Annotated in this window: 18 protein-coding genes; 14 read left to right on the forward strand and 4 right to left on the reverse strand. The window is 62.8% G+C overall.

Going from position 1 to position 21,474, the window contains the following annotated elements; genetic code table 11:
• Positions 1-34 precede the first annotated feature (34 nt).
• Both AC3WK8_RS15440 and AC3WK8_RS15445 read left to right on the forward strand, forming a co-directional pair.
• Positions 35-1,099: a calcium/sodium antiporter gene (locus AC3WK8_RS15440; RefSeq protein WP_085596326.1), complete on the forward strand. Its 1,065-nt coding sequence runs from the start codon at positions 35-37 to the stop codon at positions 1,097-1,099.
• A complete protein-coding gene (locus AC3WK8_RS15445) occupies positions 1,096-1,476 on the forward strand; it encodes a carboxymuconolactone decarboxylase family protein (protein ID WP_022642302.1) in 381 nt (126 codons plus the stop codon). Before AC3WK8_RS15440 ends, AC3WK8_RS15445 begins: the two co-directional genes overlap by 4 nt.
• 39 nt (positions 1,477-1,515) lie before the next feature.
• On the opposite strand, the gene AC3WK8_RS15450 is transcribed toward AC3WK8_RS15445, so the two are convergent.
• Complete coding sequence (locus AC3WK8_RS15450; protein ID WP_103325027.1) at positions 1,516-2,457, reverse strand: AEC family transporter; 942 nt, start codon at positions 2,455-2,457, stop codon at positions 1,516-1,518.
• A 250-nt stretch (positions 2,458-2,707) separates the two neighbouring features.
• Between AC3WK8_RS15450 and AC3WK8_RS15455 the strand changes: the two genes are divergently transcribed.
• Both AC3WK8_RS15455 and AC3WK8_RS15460 read left to right on the forward strand, forming a co-directional pair.
• Complete coding sequence (locus AC3WK8_RS15455) at positions 2,708-4,345, forward strand: phospholipase (protein ID WP_103325028.1); 1,638 nt, start codon at positions 2,708-2,710, stop codon at positions 4,343-4,345.
• A gap of 13 nt (positions 4,346-4,358) precedes the next feature.
• On the forward strand, positions 4,359-4,550 hold the full coding sequence (locus AC3WK8_RS15460; protein WP_022642299.1) for a hypothetical protein: 192 nt from the start codon (positions 4,359-4,361) through the stop codon (positions 4,548-4,550).
• 66 nt (positions 4,551-4,616) lie between these two features.
• On the opposite strand, the gene AC3WK8_RS15465 is transcribed toward AC3WK8_RS15460, so the two are convergent.
• The 3 genes from AC3WK8_RS15465 to AC3WK8_RS15475 form a co-directional block, all read right to left on the reverse strand.
• A complete protein-coding gene (locus tag AC3WK8_RS15465; protein WP_103325029.1) occupies positions 4,617-6,344 on the reverse strand; it encodes an ABC transporter ATP-binding protein/permease in 1,728 nt (575 codons plus the stop codon).
• Positions 6,345-6,442: 98 nt separating this feature from the next.
• Positions 6,443-7,003, reverse strand: coding sequence for a response regulator transcription factor (locus AC3WK8_RS15470; RefSeq protein ID WP_053138573.1), 561 nt, complete (start codon positions 7,001-7,003; stop codon positions 6,443-6,445).
• Complete coding sequence (locus tag AC3WK8_RS15475) at positions 6,996-8,258, reverse strand: ATP-binding protein (protein ID WP_085596330.1); 1,263 nt, start codon at positions 8,256-8,258, stop codon at positions 6,996-6,998. The genes AC3WK8_RS15470 and AC3WK8_RS15475 overlap by 8 nt, the downstream gene beginning before the upstream one ends.
• Before the next feature lie 256 nt (positions 8,259-8,514).
• Here AC3WK8_RS15475 and AC3WK8_RS15480 point away from each other — a divergent pair, with 256 nt between their 5' ends.
• From AC3WK8_RS15480 to AC3WK8_RS15525, 10 genes are all read left to right on the forward strand, one after another.
• Complete coding sequence (locus AC3WK8_RS15480; protein ID WP_103325030.1) at positions 8,515-9,234, forward strand: SIMPL domain-containing protein; 720 nt, start codon at positions 8,515-8,517, stop codon at positions 9,232-9,234.
• 226 nt (positions 9,235-9,460) lie between these two features.
• Positions 9,461-10,024, forward strand: a complete 564-nt coding sequence (locus AC3WK8_RS15485) for a helix-turn-helix domain-containing protein (protein ID WP_022642296.1) — start codon at positions 9,461-9,463, stop codon at positions 10,022-10,024.
• Positions 10,025-10,728: 704 nt separating this feature from the next.
• Positions 10,729-12,354 (forward strand): ABC transporter substrate-binding protein, encoded by a 1,626-nt coding sequence (locus tag AC3WK8_RS15490; protein WP_053138570.1) that lies wholly within the window; start codon positions 10,729-10,731, stop codon positions 12,352-12,354.
• 278 nt (positions 12,355-12,632) lie between these two features.
• Positions 12,633-14,234 carry an ABC transporter substrate-binding protein gene (locus AC3WK8_RS15495; RefSeq protein ID WP_103325032.1) on the forward strand — a complete coding sequence of 534 codons (1,602 nt, stop codon included), beginning with the start codon at positions 12,633-12,635 and terminating at the stop codon, positions 14,232-14,234.
• A 169-nt stretch (positions 14,235-14,403) separates the two neighbouring features.
• Positions 14,404-15,810 carry an OprD family porin gene (locus AC3WK8_RS15500; RefSeq protein ID WP_085596334.1) on the forward strand — a complete coding sequence of 469 codons (1,407 nt, stop codon included), beginning with the start codon at positions 14,404-14,406 and terminating at the stop codon, positions 15,808-15,810.
• Positions 15,811-15,888: 78 nt separating this feature from the next.
• On the forward strand, positions 15,889-17,484 hold the full coding sequence (locus AC3WK8_RS15505) for an ABC transporter substrate-binding protein (RefSeq protein ID WP_085596335.1): 1,596 nt from the start codon (positions 15,889-15,891) through the stop codon (positions 17,482-17,484).
• A gap of 72 nt (positions 17,485-17,556) precedes the next feature.
• Positions 17,557-18,567, forward strand: coding sequence for an ABC transporter permease subunit (locus AC3WK8_RS15510; RefSeq protein WP_053138564.1), 1,011 nt, complete (start codon positions 17,557-17,559; stop codon positions 18,565-18,567).
• An 11-nt stretch (positions 18,568-18,578) separates the two neighbouring features.
• A complete protein-coding gene (locus AC3WK8_RS15515; protein WP_022642292.1) occupies positions 18,579-19,490 on the forward strand; it encodes an ABC transporter permease subunit in 912 nt (303 codons plus the stop codon).
• A gap of 10 nt (positions 19,491-19,500) precedes the next feature.
• Positions 19,501-20,469: an ABC transporter ATP-binding protein gene (locus AC3WK8_RS15520; RefSeq protein WP_085596336.1), complete on the forward strand. Its 969-nt coding sequence runs from the start codon at positions 19,501-19,503 to the stop codon at positions 20,467-20,469.
• A complete protein-coding gene (locus tag AC3WK8_RS15525) occupies positions 20,469-21,437 on the forward strand; it encodes a peptide ABC transporter ATP-binding protein (RefSeq protein ID WP_022642290.1) in 969 nt (322 codons plus the stop codon). The genes AC3WK8_RS15520 and AC3WK8_RS15525 overlap by 1 nt, the downstream gene beginning before the upstream one ends.
• Positions 21,438-21,474 lie beyond the last annotated feature (37 nt).

Below are 21,474 nucleotides of genomic sequence, written 5' to 3' on the forward strand. Positions count from 1 at the left end.
CATTACCGCCTTCGCCGAACTGCCCCTGCTCAGCCTGATCCAGCTCATCAGCGGCCTGCTGATGCTGGTCGCCGGTGCCGAGCTGCTGGTCCGCGCGGCCGTGCGCCTGGTGGTCCGCCTGCATGTGCGGCCGCTGATCATCGGCCTGACCATCGTCGCCTTCGGCAGCAGTGCCCCGCAGCTGGCCATCAGCCTGCAAGCGACGCTGGGCGGCAGCACCGATATCGCCGTGGGTAGCGTGATCGGCAGCAGCATCTTCAACATCCTGGTGACCCTGGGCCTCTCGGCGCTGATCATTCCGCTACGGGTTTCCCGGCAACTGGTGCGCCTGGACATCCCGTTGATGATCGGCGCCAGCCTGCTGGTATTCGCCCTGGCCTACAACGAGCACCTGGGCCCGCTCGACGGCGCGATCCTGCTGGCGGCGCTGGTGCTGTACCTGGCCCTGCTGTCGCGCCAGTCGCGCCACGCCACGCGCCTGCACTCCCCCGCGCCACCCGCGCGCAAGCACCCGACGCCCTGGTTCAGCAGCCTGCTGCTGATCCTCCTGGGCCTGGGCCTGCTGGTATTCGCCGGGCACTTGTTGCTGGGCGCCGCGATCACCGTGGCCGACGACCTGGGCCTGTCGGAGCGGGTCATGGGCCTGACGGTGATCGCCGTCAGCGCCTCGCTGCCCCAGCTGGCCACCTCGCTGCTGGCCGCCCTGCGCGGCCAACGCGATATCGCCGTGGGCAACGTGATCGGCGGCAATCTGTTCAACCTGCTGGGGGTCCTGGGGTTCACCGCCCTGGTGGCGCCCACGCCGCTGTCGGTCTCGCCCAATGCCCTGGACTTCGACCTGCCGGTGCTGCTCGGCGTCGCGACCCTGTGCCTGCCGGTGTTCTATTCCGGCTACCGCGTGACGCGGGCCGAGGGCTTGCTGCTGCTCGGCCTGTACCTGGCCTACGGGCTGCACGTGATGTCCTTCACGACCGGCATGCCCCTGGCGGGCAAGCTGGAGCGCCTGATGCTGTTTTTCATCCTGCCGGCGCTGGTGGCGTTCCTGCTGTTCAGTTCGCTACGGGCCTGGCACCGCCAACACAAGAGGGAAACGCCATGAGCGAGAACAATAAAAGCGGTCTGCAGATGCGTCGCCAGGTGATGGGCGATGCCTTCGTCGACCGAGCCCTGGGCAACGCCACCGAGTTCAGCCAACCCTTGCAGGACTTCGTCAACGAACATGCCTGGGGAGGCGTGTGGAACCGCGAAGGCCTGCCGCTCAAGACCCGCAGCCTGATCACCCTGGCGGCCCTGACCGCCCTCAAGTGCCCGCAGGAACTCAAGGGCCACGTACGCGGCGCGCTGAACAACGGCTGCACTGTCGAAGAGATTCGCGAAGCGCTGCTGCACTGCGCGGTGTATGCCGGGGTGCCGGCGGCCGTCGATGCCTTTCGCGCCGCCCAGGAAGTGATAGACGCCTACCAGCAAGACCAGTGATATCTCGTCGCCGGTCGCCCCTGCGCGCCGGCGTGCCCCCTAGATCCAGCCGCCCCACTGCAGCAGGAAGATCCCGATATTGGTGGTCACTGCCGCCATCACCGTGGTGATGACGATGATCGCCGCTGCCAGTTCATGATTGCCGTTGGCCGCCCGGGCCATGACGAAGCTTGCCGCCGCGGTGGGGCTGCCGAAGTACAGGAACAGGATTCCCAGTTCGGCCCCGCGAAAGCCGCAAAGCCAGGCGCCGAAAGTCGCCAGCGCCGGCAGGCTGATCATCTTCATCAGGCTGGAACTGATAGCCATCCGCCCGCTGTTGCGCAAGGCCGCCATGGACAGGGTGCCGCCGATGCAGATCAGCGCCAGCGGCAGGGTCATCTGCGCCAGGTACTGGCCCGAGGTCTGCACCCAGCCAGGCAGGTCGATCTGCCAGTAGGCGAATGGCCCGGCCGCCAGCACACTGACGATCAGCGGATTGCTGATCACGTTCTTGAAGATGCTCCAGGGGTCGGACTTGATCACCGGGCTGTAGACCGCCAGGACGATGGTCGACAGGGTGTTGTAGAAAAGGATCACCAGCGCCGCCAGCACCGCCCCCAGGGAGATGCCGTAGCTGCCATACATGCTGGCCGCCAGGGCCAGGCCGATGATCGCGTTGTTGCCGCGAAACGCGCCCTGGGTATAGATGCCGCGATCCTCCCGCGGACAACGCCAGATCGCCCAGAGCCAGGCCAGGGCGAAGCATGCCAGGGTGGCCAGGGAAAAATACACCAGCACCCCGGGCTTGATCGACGAACGCAGGTCGGCGTGGACGATACCCAGGAACAGCAACGCCGGCATGGTGACGTTGAACACCAGGGCCGAGGCGGTATGGATGAAGTTGTCGTTGATCCAGCCCACCCGCTTGAGCAACAGGCCCAGCAACAGCATGGCGAAGACGGGCGCGGTAATCGTCAGCGTTTCGAAAAAGATGGCCAGCATGGGCGGGTGGACCTTGAGCCTGTCGTAAGGCGGCCAATGGTAATCCAATCATCCCGCGGCCGCTCGAGGAGCGAGCCGCCAACCCTTGGGCCAGAGGCCTCGCCAAACCGTCACTGCGGCCGGCGCGAAAAAACATCCTGCTTCGGATGCTTGCCATCTTGACGTGGAATGATTTTCGTTTATCCTCGATTTCAACTGTATATAAATACAGTTAAATTCAAATAACCCATGACATATCAAGGAGCTAGAAATGTCAGGAATCTCTGCACAGAAGCAGCAACCGCAACATGCCGGCAAGATCATCGCCGACCTGGACCGCCTGTTCACCGAACAAGGCATCGCCATCAACGGCGATGGCGACAACCTGGTACTGGTCGCCGACGGCCACCACACCATCAAGTACCACCGCCCGGAACACCTGCCCCGTGAGCCACAGCCCGTAGCACCGGGCCAGCCATCGCTGCGCTTCGAAGGCGGCGAACACACCGCCATCGGCGACAGCACCCTGCTGCGTTTCGCCAAGGACGCCCCCGCCATCCCTGCCTGGCAAGTCGAACTGCACCTGCCCAACGGCCTGGCCCTGACCTACGGCCAGGTCGTCGCCCTGGGCGGTGACTTCTACGGTATTCCCGACCAGCCGATCTGCGATGGCGCGACCCCGGCCGAACGGGTGCAACGCTTCATCGCCGCATTCAACTCCCTGGCAGTGCTCCCCGCGTCCAAGGACGAGGCCCGGCAGATCCTGGCCGTGATGCAGAAGGAAACCGCCGCCGCCAACCAGGCCATCCGTGACGGCAAGCAACCCCACGAGGCCTATGACGCCCTCGGCGACAGCCTGTCCGAGGAATGGAACAAGATCACCGGCGGTGGCAGCGCGGTATCCGCGCTGTTCCCCCTGGGCCGCTACCTGAAGCTGGCCGCCAACAACGCCGACCATTTCGGCGAATGGGCGCTGGCGGCCTACACCGCCGGCCATACCGCCGCCCTGCAACAAGCGGTGCAGGCAGGCAAGACCGCGGATGACAAGCAACTGGAACTGGCCTATGCGATGAGCGCCTTCGCCGACCACTTCCTCACCGACCTGTTCTCCGCCGGCCATGTACGGGTGCCGCGCAAGCAAGTAGCGGCTGTGGTCACTCCCAGCGACCTGGGTTCGTTGATCACCCGCTTCATGCATGACGAGGACAGCAAGTTCGGCCTCAATGTCAGCAACGCCCAGGGCGATCGCTGGCACTCCTACGGCGACAAGCGCTATTTCGACAGCGTCGACCACCGCAATCGCCAGCTGGTGAAACTGGCGGTCCAACGCTCGGCCGACGAGATCTTCGCCAGCTACCTCAGCGGCAGCCTGCCGGCCCCGGCCAGCTATGCGGCGCTGAAAGTGGCACCGGACCTGAACGCCGCCAAGAGCGGCAACTTCTCGCCACTGTTCGTCACCAAGGGCGACCAGGTGCTGCGTCGCAGCGACGTCAACAACCTCAACGACAGCAAGACCATCGACAACTGGTGGGGCTGGAGCACCTACCTGCTGCTCAAGAACTACAGCCCCAACAAGCCGGCGGGCTACCTTGAAACCCCCAGTGCGATGCCTTCGATCGTCGCCGATGGCTGGCAGAGCCACACCCCCAGCGAACCGAACTGGCTGCCAGGCCACGCAGTGCGCTACGCCGTCAGCGAAACCAATGGCTTGAACGAGTCGTACATCGGCCCCTGGTCGGCCTATGTCGAGCTCGGCGACAGCTTCCAGCCGACCCTGGCGATCCCGGCCGGCACCAGCAACAGCGGCGCCAGCGGGCGCAATGTATTCCGCCAGTTCCGTGGCGGCTCACCGGAGCTGATCGGCTCCATCGACAAGAACGCCACCCGCTTCATCGACCGCAACGCCTGACAAGGACATCACCATGGCTATCAATCTGAACCTGCAACTGGCCTCCGGCCAATCCCTCAAGGGCGCTCCGCTGGAGCTGCTGCTCAACGGCGCGCCAATCGCCCGGGCCAGCGTCGACGAACGCGGCAACGTGGCCTTCAACGCCAAGCCGGGCAGCGGCCAGCTGGCGGTGCGGGTCGACCGCACTATCCTCAAGAACGGCTGACACCCGCGAAAAAAAGGCCCGCCCGGCAGCTACTGCCGGGCGGGCCTTCGTACATCCGGACGGTGATCAGGCGCTCAGGGGCTGCTCCACCAGCTGGCCCTGGTCGATGCGAACATGCCGCGGATGGAAACGCTTGAGGCTGCTGCGGTGGCCGACACTGACGATGCTCAACCCCGGCAGCTGGTCGATCAACGCCTGGTACAACGCCGCTTCGTCTTCTTCATCCATGGCCGAGGTGGCCTCGTCCATGTACAGCCACTGCGGTGCATACAACAGCGCCCGGGCAAAGGCCAGGCGCTGCTGTTCGCCCGGAGAAAGCATGCGCTGCCAGTGATTGGGCTCATCCAGGCGCGGTACCAGATGCGCCAAGCGGCAAGTATCCAGCACTTGCTCGTAGCGCTCCTGGGCATAGCTGTCGCCCGCTTGTGGATAACTCAGGGCCTCACGCAGGCTGCCAATGGGCAGGTAGGGTTTTTGCGGCAGGAACAGCGCACGCTGGTCCGGCAAGCGGATATTGCCGTGGCCCGCCGGCCACAGGCGTCCCATGGCCCGCAGCAGGGTGCTTTTGCCACTGCCGGAACGGCCGCTGAGCATCAGCCGCTCGCCCGGGCTCACGGTCATCTGCGCACCAGCCAGCAGGTGCCGGCCATCGGCCAGGTCCAGGCCCAGGTCATGCACTTGCAGCTGCTTGCCCTCGGTTCGCACGTCGATGGCCGGGGGGCGTTCCTCGTTGTCGCTCATGGCCTGGCGGAAACTCAGCAGACGGTCGCAGGTGGCGCGCCAGGCTGCGAGGTCGGAATAGGCCGTGATGAACCAGCTGAAGTTCTCCTGGACGTTGCCGAAGGACGAGTTGATCTGCATCAGTTCGCCCAGCTCGATCTTGCCGGCGAAGTAACGTGGGGCCGCGACGATGAACGGGAAGATGATCGCGATCTGGCCATAACCGGCCGTGAAGAAGGTCAGGCGCTTGGATACCTTCATGATGTCCCAGAAGTTGTGCCAGACCTTGCCGAAACGACTGCTCAGGCGCTGGTTCTCATTCTTCTCGCCGTCATACAGGGCAATGCTCTCGGCGTTTTCCCGGACCCGCACCATGGAGAAACGCAGGTCGGCCTCGAAACGTTGCTGCTGGTTGTTCAGGCCGATCAACCGGCGCCCGATCAGGTGGGTCAGCCAGCTGCCGACCAGGGCGTACACCAGGGCGCACCAGAACATGTAGCCGGGAATGGTATAGCCCAGCACCTCGATGCTGCCGGACACGCCCCAGAGGATGATGGAAAAGGACACCAGGCTGACCAGGTTGCGGATCAGCCCCAGGCCCAGCGCCAGGGTGTTGGTGGTGAAGCTGTTGAGGTCCTCGGAAATCCGCTGGTCGGGGTTGTCGGTATAACCGCCCTGCTCCAGCTGGTAGTAGTTCTTGTTGTCCAGCCAACGGGCGAAGTGCTTCTCGGTGAGCCAGGCCCGCCAGCGGATGGTCAGCATCTGGGTCAGGTACAGGCGGTACACCGCGCCCAGGATCGCCACCGCGGCAATGCCGCAGAAATACAGGATCAGGTGCCAGAATGCCGCTTCGTCCTTCTTCTGCAAGGCGTTGTAGAAATCCTTGTACCAGCTGTTGATCCACACCGAGATCGCCACGCTGAACAGCGACAAGCCGACCACCGCGATCAGCAGCAGCCAGGCCTTGCCCTTTTCCTCGCTGCGCCAGTAGGGCACGGTCATGGCCCACACCCGACGGAAGAATTGCCCGCGCACGGCATCGTTGACCGCAGAGTATTCAGCGTTCTGATTCATCATTGGAGCTCGATTGAGAGGGGGGAAAGCATCGAGCCGATCATAGTCGATCGGCTCGCTTTTTCACCTGTCCTGGAGGACACGGCGCCCGGCGCGGATCAGCGGCGGACGGGGCGCTTCTGCAGCTTGCGCTGCAAGGTACGGCGGTGCATGCCCAGGGCCCGGGCAGTGGCGGAGATGTTGCCTTCGTGCTCGGTCAGCACCCGCTGGATGTGCTCCCACTGCAGGCGGTCCACCGACATCGGGTTTTCCGGCACCAGGGTGTCGAGGTCGGCATGCTCGGACAGCAGCGCCGCCAGTACATCGTCGGCGTCCGCCGGCTTGCACAGGTAATTGCAGGCGCCGCGCTTGATCGCCTCCACCGCGGTGGCGATGCTCGAGTAGCCGGTGAGGATCAGCACGCGCATCTCCGGGTCCAGCTCCAGCAGCTTGGGCAGCAGGACCAGGCCGGAATCGCCGTCCATCTTCAGGTCCAGCGCGGCATAGTCCGGCAGGTCCTGCTGGGCCAGCGCCAGGCCCTCTTCGGCGGAACCCGCGGTACTGACGCGAAAGCCGCGACGGCTCATGGCTCGCGCCATCACGCGGGTAAAGGTAGCGTCATCATCCACCAGCAACAGGTGCGGCAGTTCCTCGCCTTCGACTTGGTTCTCTTCACTCATGGTCGTCTCCTCGGGCGGCACGGGGCAGGCGCAGCTCGGTGAGCGTACCGCCTTCCTCATGACTGTAGAGTTTTACTGAGCCACCAGCGCGGGTCACGCTGGCCTTGCTCAAGAACAGGCCCAGGCCGAAACCTTTGCCCTTGGTGGTAAAAAACGGTTTGCCAATCTGCTCGGCGATGGCCAAGGGTACTCCGGCGCCATGGTCGCGGATACTGATGGTCAGGTCGTCCGCATTCCAGTCCAGGCGCACCTCCAGGCCTTCGGGGCAGGCATCGGCGGCATTGTTGAGCAAGTTCAGCAGCGCCTGGGTCAGGTCCGGCGGCGGTGCCAGGCGTGGCATCGGGCCCTGGCCCAGCAGGTGGAAACGATAGCTGGCCTCAGGACGCATCAAGTGCCAACGGTTCAGGGCTTCGTCGAGCCACTGGGTCACATCCTGCATCTCTACCGCCATCCGCCGATTGGCTTCGGCGGCACGTACCAGTTGCTGCAAGGTTTCCTTGCACAGCTTGACCTGGTCCTGGAGCACGCTGAGGTCCTCCTGCAACAACGGATCGGGATGGTCCTGGCGCATTTCCTTGAGCAACACACTCATGGTCGCCAGCGGCGTACCCAGCTCATGGGCGGCGCCGGCGGCCTGGGTGGCCACGGCCAGCAACTGCTGGTCGCGCAGCCCTTCCTCGCGGCGGATCGCCCGCAGTTCTTCCTGGCGCCGCAGCTCCTCGGCCATCCGTGCGGCAAAGAAGGTGATCACCGCCGCGGCCAGGGCAAAGCTCAGCCACATGCCGTAGACCTGCAGGTTCTCGCGGGCGATGGGCAGGGTCTGCAAGGGATAGAACCACGCCAGCAACAGGGTATAGAGGGCCAGGGCAATCCCGGAAAGTGCCACCGAATAGCGCCAGGGCAGGGTCACCGCGGCGATGGTCAGGGGCACCAGGTAATAGGAGACGAAAGGATTGGTGGAGCCGCCGGAGAAATACAGCAGCACGCTGTGGATAAATAGATCGCAAGCCAGTTGCAGGGCATATTCGAGCTCCGTCACCGGCCATGAGGTGCGCAAACGGATGGCGGTGAAGGCACACAGCACCATGGAGAACACCAGGGTGATGCCCAGTTGCAACCAGGGCAGCGGCAGCAGGTCGAGCCAGTAGGCAAGCCCCACCGAACCGGCCTGAGCGGCCAGAACCAGGGTGCGGATGAAGGTCAGGCGCCAGAGGTTCTGGCGAGTTGCAGACAGCAATTTTACGGGGGCGAGCATGAGCTCTCCTGATGAGCGCTCCAGGGCAATCGGCGGGAGTATAACCAAGCAGCCCCCAACGCAGGCAAACTGCGGCAAAGCGCCACAGGAAAAGCAGCGGCAAGCGGCAAGCTTTGAGCTACAAGCACAAGTCCCGGAATAAGGGAGGCCAAGGTGTATCAAAGTTGTAATGGGTGCAACTGGGAATAAAAGCTAGAGTCATATCGCTCACGCAGGCGCGAACTTTCGGCTTGCGGACTGCACTCAAGGAGATCCCATGCAGCCTTTCACTCGCAGCGTCGCCCTTCTGGCCCTTGGCGCCGGCACCCTCACCAGCCTGCCTGCCCTGGCCGCCGATGATTTGCATTACAACCAGGTTTCCCTGCGCGCCGAAGCCAGCCAGGAAGTGGCCCGGGACCTGATGATCGTGACCCTCTACAGCGAGTCGCAGAACTCCGATCCAGCCAAGCTGGCGGCAGAAATCAGCACCACCATGAACAAGGCACTGGAACAGGCGCGCCAGGTCAAGGAAGTGACCCTGAGCCAGGGTAGCCGCAACAGCTACCCGATCTACGACAGCAAGGGCCAGAAGATCACCGGCTGGCGCGAGCGCGCGGAACTGCGCCTGGAAAGCTCCAACTTCGCCGCCCTGTCCAAGCTGACCGGCGAACTCTTGACCGACCTGAAGATGGACGGCATGGACTTCGCCATCGCCCCTGCGACCCGCAAGGCCAGCGAGGATGCCCTGCTCAAGGACGCGGTCCAGGCATTCAAGGCCCGGGCCCAGCTGGCGACCGAGGCCCTGGGTGGCAAGGGCTACAAGATCGTCAACCTGAACCTCAACAGCAACGGCTATCCACAGCCCTACCTGCGCGCACCGATGATGAAGGCCGCCAGCGCGGACTTCGCTTCCTCTTCCGTCACCCCGGAAGTCGAAGCCGGCACCAGCAAGGTCAACATGACCGCCGACGGCGCCATCGAAGTGCTGATGCAATAAGCCACGCATCAACCACGCAAAACGGCGACCCCGGGCAAACGTGGTCGCCGTTTTGCGTTTCTACCTGTCGTCTGGCGAATTAGAAAAACTCGCGTCGTTGTGTATGAATCCAACCAGCAAGGTGATGTTACAGTGACGCCCCGTCATGGATCTGTCATACGTTGCTGACGTCCGCCAGATACACGCCGGGTATTTTTACTGCAGCTTTCCAATAAGAGTCTCTTCAATGACCGCAGATCGCATCGGCGAACGCCTGCGCCGCTATCGCCGCGCCGCCAAGAAAACCCTGCGCCAGATTGCCAGCGAGTCCGGTCTGACTGCCAGCTTTCTCTCCCAGGCAGAACGCAATCTCACCGGCGTGTCCATTTCATCCCTGGTCAACATCGCCAAGTCCCTGAATGTTCCACTGAACGCCCTGTTCGACCAGCCAATCCAGGCACAGCCCGACTCCCACGACGGCGAACGGGTGCGCTACACCATCGAGGGCCAGCCGCTGGCCTATGAACGACTGTCCAGTTCATTTCCCGGAAACATGATCAACGCGGTGAAGATGAACATCTCAGTGGGATATCAATCAGAACTCATCTCCCATGATGGGTCGGAGTTTTCCTACGTTCTCTCTGGACAGATCGTGTACACCATCGAAGGCCGGCAATACCCCCTGGGCCCCGGCGACTCGGTGCACTTCGACGCTACCAAGGCCCACTTCCTGGCCAATGTCGGCGACGGTCCGGCGGAAGTCCTGACCGTCACCACCATGGGCCTGTTCGACGACCTCCCCGCCTCCTGAAACCCATTCCCGCCATGCCTGCCGAGCCTCAAGGACGAGGCTTTGCGCAGGAGAAAAGTTAGTCATGCTTAATTTTCGTTGACCGCAATTTCAGCATGACTTAATTTCGGCATCGGCGAGTGACCACGCAAACACATGACAGGCACTCGCCATCGCCGCAAAGGCTCCATGGGTTCATCCATTCCCCATGGCAAGGCGAGTTGCCACGGCCCACAAGGCCACCCTCAGGTAAGCCCTAGAAAAAGAAAAAATGAGGTTTGCATGTGTAAGTTCCACCCATTCCAGGTTTGGCAAGCCGCCGGTCTGAGCCTCGGCTCCCCGCTGCCCCACGCCGTTGGCAACCATTACCCCGCGTCTTTCCTTCCGGCCGCCATGGCGTTGCAGTTCTCCTGCAGGACCGCCCGTGCACCGGAAAATCCGCTGCGCAAGTCGCTCGCCGCCCGCCCAAGGCATGCACCATTACGGGGCGCAATCGCCCATGCATGCCCACAAAAAAGGCGGCAAATGCACCATAAAGAACCGACGCAAACGATCAAATGCGTCAAGTTTTATACAAATGCGTCATTCCTGTACGTTCGTTCCACTCTTTGATACCTGCGCCGGCCCCACATCTTGCATTGGGTATGGGGCCTGCATAAGTATCGGCGGGTCGACTCACAAGGTCGCCCTCAACACAAACAATGACAACAAATCATGAGGCCACCATGTTCAAACAAGCAGTCATTCCGTTTTTAGTCAGCGCCGGTCTGCTGGCCAGCGCCCCCATCGCCCAGGCGGCGACTAATCTGGTGTTCTGCTCCGAGGGCAGCCCTGCCGGTTTCGACCCGGGCCAGTACACCACCGGAACCGACTTCGACGCCTCGGCCGAGACCCTGTTCAACCGTCTCAGCCAGTTCGAACGTGGCGGCACCGCGGTCATCCCGGGCCTGGCCACCAGCTGGGACATCTCCGAAGACGGCCTGACCTACACCTTCCACCTGCGTGAAGGCGTCAAGTTCCATACCACGCCGTACTTCACCCCGACCCGCAACTTCAATGCCGACGACGTGGTGTTCACCTTCACCCGGATGATCGACAAGGACATGCCGTTCCGTAAGGCATACCCGACCGAATTCCCGTACTTCACCGACATGGGGATGGACACCAACATCACCAAGATCGAGAAACTCGACGACAAGACCGTGCGTTTCTCGCTGAAGAGCGTCGACGCCGCGTTCATCCAGAACCTGGCCATGAGCTTCGCCTCCATCCAGTCCGCCGAATACGCCGACAAGCTGCTCAAGGAAGGCAAGACCAGCGACATCAACCAGAAGCCGATCGGTACCGGCCCATTCGTGTTCAAGAGCTACCAGAAAGACTCGAACATCCGCTACACCGGCAACAAGGACTACTGGAAACCTGAAGACGTGAAGATCGACAACCTGATCTTCGCCATCACCACCGACCCATCGGTGCGTATCCAGAAGCTGAAGAAGAACGAATGCCAGGTCACCCTCTTCCCACGTCCGGCCGACCTCAAGGCCCTCAAGGAAGACAAGGACCTGAAGATGCCTGAACAGGCCGGCTTCAACCTGGGTTATGTCGCCTACAACGTGATGCCGGTCCTCAAGGGCCGCACCGACGCCAACCCTCTGGCCGACCTCAAGGTACGCCAGGCCCTGGACATGGCGGTGAACAAGCCGCAGATCATCGATTCGGTGTACCAGGGCGCCGGCCAGCTGGCGGTCAACGCCATGCCGCCGACCGAGTGGTCCTACGACACCACCATCAAGGACGCCAAGTACGATCCCGAGAAAGCCCGCCAACTGCTCAAGGAAGCCGGCGTCAAGGAAGGCACCCAGATCACCCTGTGGGCCATGCCGGTACAGCGTCCCTACAACCCCAACGCCAAGCTGATGGCAGAAATGCTGCAGTCCGACTGGGCGAAGATCGGCCTGAAGGTGAACATCGTCAGCTATGAGTGGGGCGAGTACATCAAGCGTTCCAAGGGCGGCGAGAACCAGGCGATGATCATCGGCTGGAGCGGTGACAACGGTGACCCCGACAACTGGCTGGGCACCCTGTTCGGCTGCGACTCCATGAACGGCAACAACTTCTCGAAATGGTGTGACAAGCCTTACGACGCTTTGATCAAGCAAGCCAAGGCCACATCGGATGTCGCTAAACGCACCGAGCTGTACAAGCAGGCGCAGCACATCCTCAAAGACGCAGTCCCGATGACACCTATCGCACACTCGACGGTGTTCCAACCCATGCGCGCCAACGTGCAGGACTTCAAGATCAGCCCGTTCGGCTTGAACTCCTTCTACGGCGTGAGCATCAGCAAGTAACTTGCGACGACGGTGGCGTCCTGACGCCACCGTCGCCTTGCCCCCCGAAAGAGTCCGCCCCGGCATCGACGCAACTGCGCTACCTCGCAGCCGCGCGATCCCGGAGCCGTACCCGAAAAGACTTGCAGAGCCCGCGCCGGATACGGCCCTGGCCTTCAACTTGCAAGGGCGACGGTGGGCATTTTTGCAACCATGGTTTGTCATCAATGGCCTCTACAGGCTCCAGGAAGGAGCCATGGTCCCTTGATCATCACAACAAAAAATGGAGATGGATCGTCATGCGTCACTCCTTGATCATCCCGGCATTGCTGGGCAGCAGCTTGTTGGTCGCCAGTTCGTTGGGCCAGGCCGCCGATCGCAGCCTGGTGTTCTGCTCCGAAGGCAGCCCGGCCGGCTTCGACACCGCGCAATACACCACCGCCACCGACAACGATGCGGCCGAGCCGTTGTACAACCGCCTGGTGGAGTTCGAGCGAGGCGCGACCAACGTCCTGCCCGCCCTCGCCACGCGCTGGGACATCTCCGAGGATGGCCTGAAGTACAGCTTCCACCTGCGCGAGGGCGTGAAGTTCCACAGCACCTCGTACTTCAAGCCAACCCGTGACTTCAATGCCGACGACGTGCTGTTCACCTTCAACCGCATGCTCGACGCCGACCATCCGTTCCGCCGTGCCTACCCGACGGAGTTCCCCTACTTCAACGGCATGAGCCTGAACAAGAACATCGCCAAGGTCGAGAAGACCGACCCGCTGACCGTGGTCATCACCCTGAATACCGTGGATGCGGCGTTCATCCAGAACCTGGCCATGAGCTTCGCCTCGATCCTTTCCGCCGAATACGCCGAGCACCTGCTCAAGGCCGGCAACCCGAGCCAGATCAACCAGAAACCCATCGGCACTGGTCCCTTCGTCTTCCAGCGCTACCAGAAAGATTCGCAGATCCGCTACGCCGCCAACCCACATTACTGGGACCCGAGCCGGGTCAAGCTCGATCGGCTGATCTTCGCCATCAACACCGACGCCTCGGTACGGGTGCAGAAGCTGCGCGCCGGCGAATGCCAGATCACCCTGCATCCGCGCCCTGCGGACATCGAGGCCTTGAAGAACGATCCGAAACTGCAGGTGATCGAGAAGCCCGGGTTCAACCTCGGCTACATCGCCTACAACGTGCAGCACAAGCCCTTCGATCGCCTCGAAGTACGCCAGGCGCTGGACATGGCGGTGAACAAACCGGCCATCCTCAACGCCGTGTACCAGGGCGCCGGGCAACTGGCGGTCAATGCCATGCCCCCCACCCAGTGGTCCTACGACGACAGCATCAAGGACGCCGCCTACAACCCGGAAAAGGCCCGCGAACTGCTCAAGGCCGCCGGCGTCAAGGAAGGCACCGAAATCAACCTCTGGGCCATGCCCGTGCAGCGCCCTTACAACCCCAACGCCAAGCTGATGGCCGAGATGCTGCAAGCGGACTGGGCGAAGATCGGCCTCAAGGTGAAGATCGTCAGCTACGAATGGGGCGAGTACATCAAGCGCACCAAGAACGGCGAGCACGACGTCAGCCTGATCGGCTGGACCGGCGACAACGGTGACCCGGACAACTGGCTGGGCACCCTGTACAGCTGCGATGCCATTGGCGGCAACAACTATTCGATGTGGTGCGACCCGCAGTACGACAAGCTGATCAAGCAGGCCAAGATCGTCACCGACCGCGACCAGCGCACCTTGTTGTACAAGCAGGCCCAGCAACTGCTCAAGCAACAGGTGCCGATCACCCCGATCGCCCATTCGACGATCAACCAGCCGTTGAGCGCGAAAGTCGAGGGCTTCAAGGTCAGCCCCTTTGGCCGCAACTCCTTTTCCGGGGTCGGCCTGACCCCATAACCGATGAGCCTAGAACCCTGAGGGCGTTGCTCGCCCTCATGCAGGCGTATTGCCTGGATTCAGAGAATGAGCCCTCTGCAAACGTTTGCGATGCCTTGAATGAGTTCCAAAAAGCCAGCCGGCCGAAAAAAACCGGCAAGTAAAAAAACAAAACAAAGGAGCATCACCCATGAAACTGAGCAGCAGCGCATTGTTAGCCCTGGCCATCAGTAGCATTACTGCTACGGCCTATGCAGAGAGCGTCAGCCAGGACTTCGTCCCGACTGAACTGAACAGCAAGAATGCCCAGGCCGAGTCCAAGGGGTTCATCGAAGGCCAGAGCCTGTCCGGGAGCACCCGTAACTGGTACGCCAACGAGTTGAAGCGTCGTAACGACCGTTTCTCCTACAACCACAACGGCCAGCCGACCTCCACATCACGCCGTATCAACTGGGTGCAGGGCACCATCCTCAACTACACCTCCGGCTTCACCGAAGGCACCGTTGGGGTCAGTACCGAAGTCGCCGCCTACAACGCCATTGCCCTGGATCGTGACCGCAAGGACATCGCCGGCAAGAACAACCGTACCCTGACCCACTCCGACGGCGACGCCGTGGGCCAGTGGAGCAAGCTGGGCCTGGCCAACGTCAAGTTTCGCGTATCCAACACCACCCTGACCGTCGGCCGGCAGAACGTCAGCACGCCGATCGTCGATGTCATCGGCAACCGTCCGCTGCCCTCGAGCTTCGAAGGGGCCAGTATCCACAGCGAAGAATTCAACAACCTGTCGTTCGACGCGGGCACCTATGACCGGGTATCGCCACGGACCGAACAGAGCCTGTCGAAATTCCGCTCCGAATACACCAACAACACCGCCGAGACCGACCGCGTCAGCGTGATCGGCGCCAACTACCAGCCGCTCAAGAGCCTGAAGACCAGCCTCTACGCGTCCAAGGTGGAAGACTTCTGGAACCAGTACTACTTCGGCTTCACCCACGAACTGGGCGACAGCTCGGTGCTGGGCCTGACCACCGGCCTGAACTACTACAAGACCGTCGATACCGGCAAGAAAGAGATGGGCGAGATCGACAACGATACCTACTCGCTGTCCCTGGGCCTGGCCCACCAGGCCCACAGCCTGACCTTCTCCTACCAGGCGGTGAACGGTAACGAGTACTTCGACTACCTGCACGAAACCAACGGCATCTACCTGGCCAACTCCCTGCTCTCGGACTTCAACGGCCCGAACGAGAAGTCGTTCCAGATCGCCTACGGCCTGAACATGGCCGAGTACGGCGTGCCCGGCCTCAAGTTCAACATCTACCAGGCCCGTGGCTGGGGCATCGACGGTACCCACTACAAGGGCACCGCCTACGGTGGCTTGAACTCCGAAGGCAAACTGGTCGGCGTCAGCACCATGGACGGCGAAACCCACTACGAATACGGCATCGGCGCCAGCTACGCGGTGCAGAGCGGCCCGCTCAAGGCCACCGCCATCCGCGCGACCTACACCACCCACCGCGCCAGCAAGTACCAGGCCGACGGCAACATCAACGAGTTCCGCCTGGTCACCACGGTTCCATTCAATATCCTATAACCCACCAGTCGAACGGCGGACTCATGACGAGTCCGCCCTTCAAGCTACGCTGGTTCCATCGTTCGAAAGGGGTTCTCGATGAAAATGCTACCCATGAAAGCGGCCTTGAGCGCCGCATTGCTGAGCGTCGCCCTGGGCGCCGCGGCCAAACCCTTGGTGGTCTGTACCGAAGCCAGCCCGGAAGGCTTCGATATGGTCCAGTACACGACCGCGGTGACTGCCGACGCAGTGGCGGAAACCATTTTCAACCGCCTGGTGGACTTCAAGCCGGGCACCACGGACATCGAGCCGGCCCTGGCCGAGTCCTGGGAAATCAGCCCTGACGGCCTGCAATACACCTTCCACCTGCGCAAGGGCGTCAAGTTCCACAGCACCGACTACTTCACCCCGACCCGCGACATGAACGCCGACGACGTGCTCTGGAGCTTCCAGCGCCAGTTGGACCCGAAACACCCCTGGCATGACAAGTCCAGCGTGGGTTTCCCCTATTTCGAAAGCATGGGCTTCAAGGAACTGCTCAAGAGCGTAGAGAAAGTCGACGACCACACCGTGGTCTTCACACTGACCCGCCGCGAAGCTCCGTTCCTGGCCGACGTGGCCATGGCCTTCTCGTCGATCTTCCCGGCCGAATACGCCGACAAGCTGCTCAAGGAAGGCAAGACCGCCGAGCTCAATAGCAAGCCGATCGGCACCGGCCCGTTCATCTTCATCCGCTATGCCAAGGACGCCCAGGTGCGGTTCAAGGCCAACCCGGACTATTTCCGTGGCAAGCCACCGGCCGAAGCACTGATCCTGGCGATCACCACCGACAACAACGTACGGCTGCAGAAGCTCAAGGCCAACGAGTGCCAGGTCGCCCTGTATCCCAAGCCCGACGACATTCCCAGCATCAAGGCCGACCCGAACCTGCAGGTACATGAACTGGCGGCCATGACCACCGGCTACATCGCCATGAACACCACCCGCAAGTACATGAGCGACGTGCGGGTCCGCAAGGCGATCGACATCGCCTTCGACAAGGAAGCCTACGTCAATAGCCTGTATGGCCCGGGCAACGCCCTGGTCGGCACCGGCCCGTACCCACCGACCCTGCTGGGCTTCAACACCAGCCTGAAGAACCCGCCCCGCGACCTGGACAAGGCCCGCGCCCTGCTCAAGGAAGCCGGGGTGCCCGAAGGCACCGTGATCACCCTGTTCACCCGCAACGGCGGCGGCCCGACCAACCCCAACCCGCTGCTGGGCGCACAGATGATGCAGGCCGACCTGGCCAAGATCGGCCTCAAGCTGGATATCCGCGTGATGGAATGGGGCGAAATGCTCAAGCGCGCGAAGAACGGCGAGCACGACATGGTGTCCGCTGGCTGGGCCGGGGATAACGGTGACCCGGACAACTTCCTGACCCCGAACCTGAGTTGTGACGCGGCGAAAAACGGCGAAAACTACGCCCGCTGGTGCAACAAGACCTTCCAGGACCTGATCGACCAGGCCCGCGCCGAGGCTGAACCTGCCAAGCGTGCCGAACTCTACGAAAAGGCCCTGCTGGTCTTTGAGCAGGATCAACCCTGGATTCCCATGGCCTATCCGAAAATGTTCACCGCCATGCGCAAGAACGTCGAGGGGTATCACCAGAGCCCCCTGACCACCAACAACTTCGCTACCACCCAGGTGAAGTAATAAGAAACGCCCACCGCTCCCGACCCGGGAGCGGCGGACACGCCTAACCGGCTGATTGAGGTACTTCAGAAGATGTTTAGTTTTATTGCCCGCCGTGTGGGGTTGTTGATTCCCACATTCTTCGGCATCACCTTGTTGACCTTCGCCTTGATCCGCATGATTCCCGGCGATCCCGTGGAAGTCATGATGGGCGAGCGCCGGGTCGACCCCGAGATGCATGCCCAGGCAATGGAACGCCTTGGATTGAACAAACCGCTGTATGCCCAGTACCTGGACTACATCGGCAAGCTTGCCCACGGCGATCTGGGCGAGTCCCTGCGCACCCGCACCAGCGTCTGGAGCGAGTTTTCCTCGCTGTTCCCCGCGACCCTGGAACTGGCCATGGCCGCCCTGCTCTTCGCCGGCGTCATCGGCCTGCTGGCCGGGGTGATCGCCGCCCTCAGGCGCGGCTCGCTGTTCGACCACGGGGTGATGGGAATTTCCCTCGCCGGCTACTCGATGCCGATCTTCTGGTGGGGCCTGATCCTGATCATGTTCTTCTCGGTGAGCCTGGGCTGGACCCCGGTTTCCGGACGTATCGACCTGCTCTACGACATCGAGCCCAAGACCGGCTTCATGCTGATCGATACCTTGCTGGCAGGCGACACCGGCGCCTTCGTCGATGCCCTGGAACACCTGATCCTGCCCGCCATCGTGCTGGGCACCATTCCCTTGGCGGTGATCGCGCGGATGACCCGCTCCTCGATGCTCGAAGTGCTGCGTGAGGACTACATCCGTACCGCCAAGGCCAAGGGCCTGTCGCCCAACCGGGTGGTCTTCGTCCACGGCCTGCGCAACGCGCTGATCCCGGTACTGACCGTGGTCGGCCTGCAAGTCGGCACCCTGCTGGCCGGCGCGGTCCTGACCGAAACCATCTTTTCCTGGCCCGGCATCGGTAAATGGCTGATCGAAGCCATCGGCGCCCGGGACTATCCCGTGGTGCAGAACGGCATCCTGTTGATCGCCTGCCTGGTGATCATGGTCAACTTCGTGGTGGACATCCTCTACGGCTTTGCCAACCCACGCATCCGTCATCAGCGCTGAGGCCAAGACTCATGAGTACTCCAACTTCCTCGGTAGCAGTCGATCAAAGCCTGCTTTACCCGTCCGTCTACAAAGAATTCTGGCAGCACTTCTCCCGCAACAAGGGCGCCGTGGCCGGCTTGCTGTTCATGCTGCTGGTGGTGTTCTGCGCACTGTTCGCCCCCTGGGTAGCCCCGCATAACCCCAGCGAGCAGTACCGCGACTTCCTGCTGACCCCACCCGCCTGGCTCGAAGGCGGGCAGATGCAGTTCCTGCTGGGTACCGACGAACTGGGCCGCGACCTGCTCTCGCGCCTGATCCAGGGTTCGCGCCTGTCGCTGCTGATCGGCCTGTCGTCGGTGGTGATGTCGCTGATCCCGGGGATCCTGCTGGGCCTGTTCGCCGGCTTCTTCCCGCGCTTGCTGGGCCCGAGCATCATGCGCCTGATGGACATCATGCTGGCCCTGCCTTCGCTGCTGCTGGCCGTGGCCATCGTCGCCATCCTCGGCCCAGGCCTGATCAACACCGTGATCGCCATCGCCGTGGTCTCGCTGCCGTCCTACGTGCGCCTGACCCGAGCCGCCGTCATGGGCGAGCTCAACCGCGACTACGTGACCGCCGCACGCCTGGCCGGTGCAGGCCTGCCGCGCCTGATGTTCATCACCGTGCTGCCCAACTGCATGGCGCCGCTGATCGTCCAGGCCACCCTGAGCTTCTCCTCGGCGATCCTCGACGCCGCCGCCCTGGGCTTCCTCGGCCTCGGCGTCCAGCCGCCTACCCCCGAGTGGGGCACCATGCTGGCCTCGGCCCGCGACTACATCGAACGCGCCTGGTGGGTAGTGAGCCTGCCTGGCCTGACCATTTTGCTCAGCGTGCTGGCAATCAACCTGATGGGCGACGGCCTGCGCGATGCGCTGGATCCGAAGCTCAAGAATGCCGCCTGAGGAGATTCCCATGTCACTGTTAGAAATCAAGAATCTCAATGTCCGTTTCGGCGACGCCAAGGCAGTTCCCGTGGTGGACGGCCTGGACCTCAAGGTCGACAAGGGCGAAGTACTGGCCATCGTCGGCGAGTCCGGCTCCGGCAAATCGGTGACCATGATGGCCCTGATGGGCCTGATCGAGCATCCCGGCATCGTCACCGCCGACGCCCTGACCTTCGACGGCAAGGACATGCTCAAGCTCAGCGCCCGCCAGCGCCGGCAGATCGTCGGCAAGGACCTGGCCATGGTCTTCCAGGACCCGATGACCGCGCTGAACCCCAGCTACACCGTGGGTTTCCAGATCGAGGAAGTGCTGCGCCTGCACCTGAAGATGTCCGGCAAGGCCGCCCGCAAGCGCGCCATCGAACTGCTGGAGAAGGTCGAGATCCCCGGCGCCGCCAGCCGCATGGACGCCTACCCGCACCAGCTGTCCGGTGGCATGAGCCAACGCGTGGCGATCGCCATGGCCATCGCCGGCGAACCCAAGCTGCTGATCGCCGACGAACCGACCACCGCCCTGGACGTGACCATCCAGGCACAGATCATGGACCTGCTGCTGAGCTTGCAGAAAGAGCAGAACATGGGCCTGGTGCTGATCACCCACGACCTAGCCGTGGTGGCCGAGACCGCCCAGCGCGTCTGCGTGATGTACGCCGGCCAGGCCGTGGAAGTAGGCAAGGTGCCGGAGCTGTTCGACATCCCCGCACACCCCTACAGCGAAGCCCTGCTGGCGGCGATTCCCGAGCACAGCCTCGGTGCCTCGCGGCTCTCCACCCTGCCGGGCATCGTTCCCGGTCGTTATGACCGACCCCAGGGCTGCCTGCTGTCGCCACGCTGCCCCTACGTCCAGGAAAACTGCCGCCAGCAACGCCCCGGCCTCGATCCGCAAGCCGCCAGCCTGGTGCGCTGCTTCTACCCGCTCAACCAGGAGGTGGCGTGATGGCCGTCGTTCTAACCGCCCGCGACCTGACCCGTCACTACGAAGTGTCCCGGGGCCTGTTCAAGGGCCACGCCACCGTCCGCGCGCTCAATGGCGTGTCCTTCGAACTGGAGGCCGGCAAGACCCTGGCCGTGGTGGGCGAATCCGGGTGTGGCAAGTCCACCCTGGCCCGGGCCCTGACCCTGATCGAAGAGCCATCCTCGGGCTCGCTGCAGATCGCCGGCCATGAGGTCAAGGGCGCCACCAAGGAGCAGCGCAAGCAACTGCGCCGCGACGTGCAGATGGTGTTCCAGAGCCCCTATGCCTCGCTCAACCCACGGCAGAAGATCGGTGACCAGCTGGCCGAGCCGCTGCTGATCAACACCAAGCTGTCGGCCACCGAGCGCCGCGAGAAAGTCCAGGCGATGATGAAGCAGGTGGGCCTGCGCCCCGAGCATTACCAGCGCTATCCACACATGTTCTCCGGCGGCCAGCGCCAGCGCATCGCCCTGGCCCGGGCGATGATGCTGCAACCCAAGGTACTGGTGGCGGACGAACCGACCTCGGCCCTGGACGTGTCGATCCAGGCCCAGGTGCTGAACCTGTTCATGGACCTGCAGCAGGAATTCAACACCGCCTACGTCTTCATCTCGCACAACCTGGCGGTGGTGCGCCACGTCGCCGACCAGGTACTGGTGATGTACCTGGGCAGGCCGGTGGAAATGGGGCCCAAGGAGGACATCTACAACCGTCCCCTGCACCCTTACACCCAGGCCCTGCTCTCGGCGACCCCGGCCATCCACCCGGACCCGGACAAACCGAAGATCAAGATCGCCGGCGAACTGCCCAACCCGCTGAACCCGCCGCCCGGCTGCGCCTTCCACAAGCGCTGCCCGTACGCCACCGAGCGTTGCAGCACTGAAGAGCCGGCCCTGCGCCAGCTCGACACACGCCAAGTGGCTTGCCACTACGCCGAGCAGTTCTTGTAGACGAGCATGAAAAAGGCGCCTGCGGAACCACCGCAGA

Source organism: Pseudomonas sp. FW507-12TSA, from assembly GCF_058781435.1.

Excerpts from the sequence above, each read along its gene's own strand:
- AC3WK8_RS15445 (WP_022642302.1), top strand. The coding sequence starts at position 1,096 with ATGAGCGAGAACAATAAAAGCGGTCTGCAGATGCGTCGCCAGGTGATG.
- AC3WK8_RS15450 (WP_103325027.1), bottom strand. The coding sequence starts at position 2,457 with ATGCTGGCCATCTTTTTCGAAACGCTGACGATTACCGCGCCCGTCTTC.
- AC3WK8_RS15455 (WP_103325028.1), top strand. The coding sequence starts at position 2,708 with ATGTCAGGAATCTCTGCACAGAAGCAGCAACCGCAACATGCCGGCAAG.
- AC3WK8_RS15460 (WP_022642299.1), top strand. The coding sequence starts at position 4,359 with ATGGCTATCAATCTGAACCTGCAACTGGCCTCCGGCCAATCCCTCAAG.
- AC3WK8_RS15465 (WP_103325029.1), bottom strand. The coding sequence starts at position 6,344 with ATGAATCAGAACGCTGAATACTCTGCGGTCAACGATGCCGTGCGCGGG.
- AC3WK8_RS15470 (WP_053138573.1), bottom strand. The coding sequence starts at position 7,003 with ATGAGTGAAGAGAACCAAGTCGAAGGCGAGGAACTGCCGCACCTGTTG.
- AC3WK8_RS15475 (WP_085596330.1), bottom strand. The coding sequence starts at position 8,258 with ATGCTCGCCCCCGTAAAATTGCTGTCTGCAACTCGCCAGAACCTCTGG.
- AC3WK8_RS15480 (WP_103325030.1), top strand. The coding sequence starts at position 8,515 with ATGCAGCCTTTCACTCGCAGCGTCGCCCTTCTGGCCCTTGGCGCCGGC.
- AC3WK8_RS15485 (WP_022642296.1), top strand. The coding sequence starts at position 9,461 with ATGACCGCAGATCGCATCGGCGAACGCCTGCGCCGCTATCGCCGCGCC.
- AC3WK8_RS15490 (WP_053138570.1), top strand. The coding sequence starts at position 10,729 with ATGTTCAAACAAGCAGTCATTCCGTTTTTAGTCAGCGCCGGTCTGCTG.
- AC3WK8_RS15495 (WP_103325032.1), top strand. The coding sequence starts at position 12,633 with ATGCGTCACTCCTTGATCATCCCGGCATTGCTGGGCAGCAGCTTGTTG.
- AC3WK8_RS15500 (WP_085596334.1), top strand. The coding sequence starts at position 14,404 with ATGAAACTGAGCAGCAGCGCATTGTTAGCCCTGGCCATCAGTAGCATT.
- AC3WK8_RS15505 (WP_085596335.1), top strand. The coding sequence starts at position 15,889 with ATGAAAATGCTACCCATGAAAGCGGCCTTGAGCGCCGCATTGCTGAGC.
- AC3WK8_RS15510 (WP_053138564.1), top strand. The coding sequence starts at position 17,557 with ATGTTTAGTTTTATTGCCCGCCGTGTGGGGTTGTTGATTCCCACATTC.
- AC3WK8_RS15515 (WP_022642292.1), top strand. The coding sequence starts at position 18,579 with ATGAGTACTCCAACTTCCTCGGTAGCAGTCGATCAAAGCCTGCTTTAC.
- AC3WK8_RS15520 (WP_085596336.1), top strand. The coding sequence starts at position 19,501 with ATGTCACTGTTAGAAATCAAGAATCTCAATGTCCGTTTCGGCGACGCC.
- AC3WK8_RS15525 (WP_022642290.1), top strand. The coding sequence starts at position 20,469 with ATGGCCGTCGTTCTAACCGCCCGCGACCTGACCCGTCACTACGAAGTG.